Below are 7,830 nucleotides of genomic sequence, written 5' to 3' on the forward strand. Positions count from 1 at the left end.
TCCGTGGTGCGCTGGCGGTCGAGCGGGTAGGTGGTGCCGGCGAGCGCCGCGGCGCCGAGCGGGTTCGCGTCCGCCGCGTCGAGGGCGGCGACCAGGCGCTTGCGGTCGCGCGTGAACATCCAGAAGTACGCGAGCATATGGTGGCTGAAGAGCACCGGCTGCGCGTGCTGGAGGTGGGTGTAGCCGGGCATCACGACGCCCATGTGCTTGCGGGCGACGTCGACGAGTACGCGGCGCAGGGCGTCGTTACCCTCGATGAGGTGGGAGCAGAGCTCCTTGGCGTACAGCCGGATGTCGGTCGCTACCTGGTCGTTGCGGGAGCGGCCGGTGTGCAGGCGCGCGCCCGGGGTGCCGATGTTGCGCGTGAGGGCACCTTCGACGGCCATGTGGATATCCTCGTCGTTGACGTCCCAGGCAAACTCGCCGCGCTCGATCTGGCCGGCGATGTCGGCCAGGCCCGCGTCGATGGCGGCCTGGTCCTCATCGGAGATGATGCCCTGCTCGGCGAGCATGCGCGCGTGCGCGCGGCTGCCCGCGATGTCCTGCTGGGCCATCGCCTTGTCGACCTCGAGGGACGCGCCGAACTCCTGCGTGAAGGCGTCGACGCCCTTCTCGAACCTACCACCCCAAAGCGCCATGCGCCCTCCTTGTGCTTGCTAGCTAAATCGTCCCAGCTAGATTACCTCACCGCCGCGGGCGCCGCCACGCGCGGCAACGGAGCGGCAACGTCTGTGGCGCGGCGGCAGGCTACGGGCCCATCCGGGCTCGCGGCTACCCTTCTCGCCGCGCCCGTCGCCATCGGCGCGGCAGCGGCCCTTCTTGCCAATAACGTACAAGTTTGACCTCTACAGACGCAAAGAAGCCCCAACGACGTCAAACTTGTACGTTAATACCCCTGGCGACCTCACAACGAATACCTCGGTAGCCCACCCCCGAACCATTCCCTGAGCACTTTCGACTTCCTCTCGAGCTCGCGGGCGTAATCCTGGGCCTCGGACCAGGGCAGCATCGACCACAGCAGCTCCTGCCGCCTCTTTGCGGCGCCCGCGCTCGCCAAGTACCCGACGGCGAAGCCGGGCACCTCGACACCCATCGCCTCGACGCAGCGAAGCGTCTCGACCACGAGCGCGTCGAGTGCCTTCTCCTCAAAGAGATCCTCCGAGCAGACGGGCAGGATCATCTTGCCCATCGCCATAAGCTCCCGATTTCTGCGCAGGTCATCGACGTATTTGCCGCGCGCGGCCTTGATGGCCGCAGCCCTTGCATGCCCGTCTGCCGCCGCGGCGACCGCCTGGAGATCGTAGTGCCCGCGGCCGTCGTAGTTGAACCCAACCGGCGCGGCCGCGAGCTCGATGTCGGGGACGCGCGACTCGGGGCATCCCCGGACGACGAGCTCGGGTGGGTTCTCGTGCCTGACGTTGAGGCGCACCTCGCCCAGCCCGTAGCCGCCTACCGTCAGCGGAAGGGTCAGCATCGTGGCGAGAACCGCCTCCATGGGCGACCAGGCGTTGTCCGCCACATACGCCAGCGCGCGATAGGCGTCCTCTTTGCCGGGGAGGTATGTGCACGCCCCGAGGAACTCCCGGATCTTTCCGACGGAGGTCGCCGCCTCGATGCCGAAAGCGACCGTCCCCATCATGGGGTCGGCAGGGTCCCTCCCGAAGGTCCCGCACAGCTCGTAACCCAAAAGCACGAGGACGGGGAACCGCAGCCTGCCGACCATGTCGACGAACAGAAGCTCCGGTGAGGGAATCGCCACGCCGTTGCCGACGTCGATGAAGGAGCCGGCGCGGAGGCCGGCCCCGTAGACCGTGTTGCGCGCGAAGCTCGCGCCGAGGCGCTGGGCGGGCTTGGGGACGACGACGTCGAGCGGGCGCTCCTTTGTCGGCGGCGCCGAGAGGAGCAGCGCGTCGAGTGGCAACGCGCCCGTGGTCCAGCGCTTGCGCGGAGCGGGGTCGGGCGCAGGAGGGTCGATGCGCCTCCGCAAAGCCGAGGGGTCCCGGCGCCGCACGTCGCGCAGGATCCGCAGCCCGGCGAGGCCGTTGACGGCGAGTTTCATGGGGTGGCCCTTCTTCGCAAAGAAATAACGTGCAAGTTCACGCTCAACATGCCGAGAAGGGCACTTCCATGCGTGAACTTGCACGTTATTGTCGATGCGCAGCGCGCCGGTCAGGCCGATGAACGCTCTCGGGCGCCGTCATTTGCGGCGAACGGCTGCTCGCCGCCGGCGAAGGGCTTCTTGCCAGAAGACCTTCCCAGCCCTAGTCGACCGCGGTGAGGCCGCTCTTGGGGCCCTGGACCTTGGACCAGGTCTGGGACTCGAGACCGTGCAGGGCGATGAAGCCGCGCGACGCGGTGTGATCGAAGGTGTCGCCCTCGTCGTAGGTGGCCAGGTTGTAGTCGTAGAGGCTGTAGGGCGAGCGCATACCGTCGATGAAGAGGCCACCTTTGCAGAGCTTGATGCGCACGTCGCCGGTGACGAACTGCGAGCAGAACTCGTTGTAGGCGTCGATGGCGAGCTTGGCCTGGCTGAACCACAGGCCGTTGTACACGAGGTCTGCCCACTGCTCGTCGAGCTCGCGCTTGGTCTTCTGGGTGTTCACGTCGAGGCACATCTGCTCCATGGTCTCGTGCGCGGTGATGAGCAGCAGCGCGCCCGGGCACTCGTAGCACTCGCGGGACTTGATGCCCACGACGCGGTTCTCGACCATATCGATGCGGCCGTAGCCGTTGCGGCCGGCGATCTCGTTGGCCTTGATGATGAGGTCGAGCAGCGGCATCTTCTCGCCGTTGAGGGCAACGGGCAGGCCCTTCTCGAACGAGATGACGACGGTCTCGGGCTCGGCCGGGCAGTCCTCGAGGTTGCTGGTCATCGTCCAGATGTCCGCGGGCGGCTCGTTCCAGGTGTCCTCAAGGACGCCGCACTCGATGGCGCGGCCCCAGAGGTTGTCGTCGATGGAGTAGGGCTTTTTGTGCGTGACGGGCACGGGCACGTCGTGGGCGGCCGCCCACTCCATCTCGGAGTCGCGGGTCGTCAGGTCCCAGACGCGGACCGGGGCGATGATCTCGAGGGAGGGGTCGAGCGCGCGGATCTCGGTCTCGAAGCGGACCTGGTCGTTGCCCTTACCGGTGCAGCCGTGCGCGACGTACTTGGCGCCGGTGGCGTGGGCGATGTCGACGATGTGCTTGGAGATCAGCGGGCGGGACAGCGCGGAGAGCAGCGGGTAGACCTTCTGGTACTTGGCGTTGGCCTTGATGGCGTGCGAGAGGTACTTGTCGGCGTACTCCTCGCGCATGTCGACGGCCTCGGAGTGGATGGCGCCCATGTCGAGGGCCTTCTTCTCGATCCAGGTGAGGTCTTTCTCGTCCTGGCCGACGTTGCCGCAGATGGCGACGACGTCGAGGCCCTTCTCGACCTGGAGCCATTTGACGATAACGGACGTGTCGAGGCCGCCGGAGTACGCGAGGACGACTTTTTCCTTCTCTGCCATTGTTCGATTCCTTTCGTTGGCTGTATGCACGGTTTTGTGTGGCGCGGATAGCGCGGGTAATACGGATGACGCAGGTCAATCACAGCAAAGCTCAACACCCGACGACGCCGGACGTTGCGAATGATTTATCTTTGGCGGGAACGCACAGAGACAAGGACGCAGCGCACGCGACATCGCGGGCTAGATTCGTCGCATCTGGCGTCGGTTCATGGGGAAAGAGGCGAACAGCTGGCTAAGCACAGCGTCGTGGCACATCATTTGGCTTCTTTCGCCTCCCCTAAAGACTAGTGGCCCGCGATATGTGCGCGGGGCTGCAATCAACGACCTCGACTATATGCCTGTGGGCGCGGCGCGCGCAACCCGCGGCGCGCATAGAATCCGTTTGGAAACAAAGAAGCCCGCGACGGGAGCGGGAGGCCGCGCGACGCGGCACCTCGCGGGCGCGGGCGAGCGGCGCGCGCATCGCTCCATGCGGCCCCCGCGGCGCTCTAAGGGATGGGCGGCGCGGGCCTTTGCGGCGCCCCGACGCGCATGAGGGCGGGATTTGTCCCCTGATCCGCCTCGGGAACCAAAGCTTGCCGGCGACAACAAAAAAGGTCGAAGCAAAATCTGCTTCGACCTGCTCAAATGCGGTGGTGCGCCGTCAGGGTTTCGAACCCTGGACCTTGGGATTAAAAGTCCCCTGCTCTACCAACTGAGCTAACGGCGCGTATGCGTTTGTCGATTTTAACACGACAACCCGCGCGATGCGGTGAGGCTACTCCTCCCAAGCCCACTGGCCGCCGACGAAGACCGGGGTCTCGGCCCCGTCCGCGTCGACGCCCCAGATGTTGAGGTCGTCGGAGCCGACCATGAAGTCCACGTGTGTCGAGCTCTGGTTGACGCCGAGGGCCAGTAGGCCGTCCTTATCGGCGTCGAGGCCGCCCTCGACGCACTCCGGGAAGCCCATGCCGAGCGCCAGGTGGCAGCTCGCGTTCTCGTCGTAGAGCGTGTCGTAGAACAGCGTCTTGCTCTGGCGAATCGGGGTGTTCTTGGAGACGAGCGCGACCTCGCCGAGGCGGCAGCTGTTCTCGTCGGCCTCGATGATGCTGCGCAGGACCTCGCGCCCCTGCTCGGCGTCGAACTCGACCGCGCAGCCGCCCTCGAAGCGGATCCAGAAATCGCGGATGACCTGCCCGGAGTGCACGAGCGGCATCGCGGAGTACACGACGCCGTCGGCGCGCTTGCGGTCGGGCGAGGTGAAGAGCTCCTCGGTCGGGATGTTGGGGAAGAACACCGTGCCCGTGACGGTGCGCCCGGCGCCGCCGTCCCAGATGTGGCCGGCGGTGAGGCCCACCGTGAGGTCCGTGCCGTTGGAAGAGCGGTAGCGCAGCGCGTCGAAGTGGTGCTGGTTGAGCCAGCGCTTGGTCTTCTCGAAGGAGGCGTTGTGCGTCTCCCAGGCGCTCTCGGGATCGTCTCCGTCGGCGCGCGACGTCGCGAGGATCAGGTTCCACAGCCGGTAGACGGCCTCAGCGTCGGACTTGCCGGGGAACACCTCGCGGGCCCACGCCGCCACGGGGACGCCCGCGATGCACCAGACGTTACGGCCGAAGTCCATGCCGTCGCGGAACGAGCGGCACTGCGTGTTGCGCGCCTTGCGGGCTGCGGCGGGCTTGGCCGGGTCGATGCCCTTGAGCGAGGACGGATCGCTCCCCTCGAGGAAGAGGAACGCAGCGCCGGCCTCGGCGAGGCTGTTGAGCTGCTCGACCTGCCAGGACGGGGTGTTCTCGAACCAGGAGGTCTCCACGTTCTCGTAGGTCAGGCGCGAGACGGCGTCGTCGTGCCAGATCACGGTCACATGGCCCGCGCCGGCGCGGTAGGCGCGCTCGACCACGCGGCGGGCGAAGTCGGCGCGCTCCACGGGGGCATCGAGCACGAGCTCCTGGCCCGGCTTGAGGGCGACGCCCTTCTTTACGAGGAGGTTCGCGTAGAGATCGAGCTGGTCGGAGAGGGCATCGGTGGCGATGCGGCACTCCTCGTCGGTCATGGGGATGGGAGGCATAGGCAGATCCTTTCTTGCGGTCGAGCTGCCTTCTTCGTATACCCAACCGCGGCATGAAAAAGGCCCCCGGAGGGGCCAGAGGTTGTATGGAGCGGGCAACGGGACTCGAACCCGCGGATGTCAGCTTGGGAAGCTGATGCCTTACCACTTGGCGATGCCCGCAAAGCTGTTAAATCGTACCACAAGCCGCGGAGGATAACAGCAGGGGACGTGCACTTCTTGGCCGCATCGGCTGACAAGAAGTGCGCGTCCCCTGGTAAACGCGATCGCTCGCGCGGGCTAGCTGCGGCGGATGAGCTCCGTGACGGCCTCGGTGACGGCGACTGCCTGCTCGGGGACGAGGTTCTCGGCGACGTCGGCGGCGGTGCGGGAGAGCGCACGGGTGCCGGGGGCGTCGGTGCCCATGATCGTGACGGCGCGCATCGAGGAAAGCATCGCCGGCGTGGCGTCAGTGGATGCCCAGTCGTACTTGGCCTTCTCGACCGGGAGGTGCAGGTCGGACGCAATCGTACTGAGCATGCGGAGCATGCGGCGGTCGGCGCGGCGCGTGACCAGGAGCCCCTCGCGGGTGAGCAAGGTGAGGTCGCCGGCGGCGACGGAGTCGAGGTTGATCACGAACGAGCCGCGGATCTGCTGGCGGTGCTCGGCGAGGAAGGCGCGCATGCCCGCGTGGTCGCAGTCGCTCGCGCCGAGCGCGACGAACCAGATGTCGTGCGAGATCAGCGCGTCGTCGCCGAGGCCGAGGATGGCCTCGCGGAGATCGGACTCGTCCGGCGCGCCCTCGGGGACGATATCCTGGCCGGACTCGCCCTCCTCGACCATGCGCAGGCCGGCGCGGGGCGCGGCGCCGCCCTTCCAGCCGCCGTGCTTGCCGGAGTGCTTGCCAGCGGACGGCTCGTCCTCCTCGGCATCAGACTTCGAGAAGAGGCCCTTGAACTTGCCCATGATGCCCTCGCCGGCATCGGCCTGAGGCTCCACGGGCGCGAAGTCGGCCTCGTCGGCGGGCGCGGAGATCGTCTCGATCTGGCCGCCGGCGAGCTGCTGGCCCGCGGCCTGCGCGGTGGAAGCCTGCGCACGGCCCGCTGCGGGGGCGACCTTCGGCGCGCTGGGGTCGGTGCCGAAGGGGTCGTTGCCTGCGGCGGAGGGGTCGGGCAGGTCAAAGAGGGTCGCGCGGCGGGCGACGTTGCCCGGCTGCGGGCGGAAGCTCGTCTTGCCCCACTCGGGGTCGTCGGGGGCGGCGGGCCTCGTCTTGGCGACGGGCATGGGCTGGGTGCCGCCCGCGTCCACGTCGCCCTCTGCGGTGAGACCGGCGTTGTCCGGGTTGAGGGTCGTCCCATCCTCGAGGCCGTCGAAGTTGACGGCGGCGCCGGTCACCGCGGTCTGCTCGGCGGGCTGCTGGGGCTCGGCGACGGCAGGGGTGACGGCGGTCTGCTCGGCGGGAACGGCGATGTTCGCGGTCGTCTGCGCGGCCTGGTCGGCGGCGACGGGTTGCTGCGCGGCGGGCGCGTCCTGGGCAGGTTCCTCGCCGAAGGGGATCAGGTTGTCGGTCGACATCTCCTGGGCCGCGGCGGGCTGCTCATCGGGGAGCTCCTCGTACTCGGCATCGGGGACGTCCTCCGGCTCGTAGGACCTGTTTCGCGAGAAGAACGAGCGAATCGCCTGTGCCGCGGAGGCAGCGGGGTCGGACGGCTCCGAAGCGGGCTCGGCGGCGTCGAAGCCGTCTACGGGCTCCCAGTCCGCGGCGTCGTCGGCCGCGGGGGCGTAATCGTCGGCAGGCTCTTCCGCCGCAGGGGCGTACTCATCGACGTAGCCGTCGTCAGCGTAGCCCGCGGCGGGCGCGGGGTCGTCTGCGGAGGGAGTCGCGAGCTCGTCGGCAGGCGCCACGGGCGCGGCGGCGTCCGCAGGCACGGGCTCGGCCTCTTCCTCGGCGGCGTCGGGCGCGACTGCCTCGGCGGGAGCGCCCTGCTCAGCGGGCTCGCTCTCGGGCTCGGCGCCCTCGGCGGCGGCCTCGAAGGGATCCTCGACGGGGCCGTAGCCCTCCTCGTCGCCTTCGGCGGACTCGTCGTAGGCGTCCCACTCGGCGGGGGCGTCCCCCTCCCAGGCGGGCTGGTCCTCCCCGCGCTTCGACGAGAACTTCTCGCCGAGGCCGGCGATGGCGGACTTGGCGCGGTCGAGCACACCCATCAGCGTCTCCATGACGGTGGGCTTGTCGTCCTCCATGTTGTATGCGTCGACGGGCAGCGGCTCGTAGTCGGTCTCCTGCTCCGGAGTGACGTCTGTCACGCCGAGCCGCGCGGC

General features: G+C 68.2%; 4 protein-coding genes, 2 tRNA genes and 1 pseudogene. All 7 read right to left on the reverse strand.

What is annotated here, in order from left to right; translation table 11 throughout:
* On the reverse strand, positions 1-638 hold a 638-nt coding region (locus tag ACT84W_RS00760; protein ID WP_444327886.1), incomplete at its 3' end, for an argininosuccinate lyase.
* Positions 639-904: 266 nt separating this feature from the next.
* Complete coding sequence (locus ACT84W_RS00765) at positions 905-2,059, reverse strand: hypothetical protein (RefSeq protein WP_444327887.1); 1,155 nt, start codon at positions 2,057-2,059, stop codon at positions 905-907.
* A 202-nt stretch (positions 2,060-2,261) separates the two neighbouring features.
* A complete protein-coding gene (locus ACT84W_RS00770) occupies positions 2,262-3,491 on the reverse strand; it encodes an argininosuccinate synthase (protein ID WP_417575254.1) in 1,230 nt (409 codons plus the stop codon).
* Positions 3,492-4,124: 633 nt separating this feature from the next.
* Positions 4,125-4,200: transfer RNA gene (locus ACT84W_RS00775), tRNA-Lys, on the reverse strand.
* Between the two features lie 48 nt (positions 4,201-4,248).
* Positions 4,249-5,532: an aminopeptidase gene (locus ACT84W_RS00780; RefSeq protein WP_444327888.1), complete on the reverse strand. Its 1,284-nt coding sequence runs from the start codon at positions 5,530-5,532 to the stop codon at positions 4,249-4,251.
* 87 nt (positions 5,533-5,619) lie between these two features.
* A tRNA-Gly gene (locus ACT84W_RS00785) sits at positions 5,620-5,694 on the reverse strand.
* Between the two features lie 117 nt (positions 5,695-5,811).
* Positions 5,812-7,830: pseudogene (locus tag ACT84W_RS00790) on the reverse strand (hypothetical protein); the annotation flags it as partial.

This window comes from Paratractidigestivibacter sp. (assembly GCF_052362415.1).
Taxonomy (GTDB): Bacteria; Actinomycetota; Coriobacteriia; order Coriobacteriales; family Atopobiaceae; genus Paratractidigestivibacter.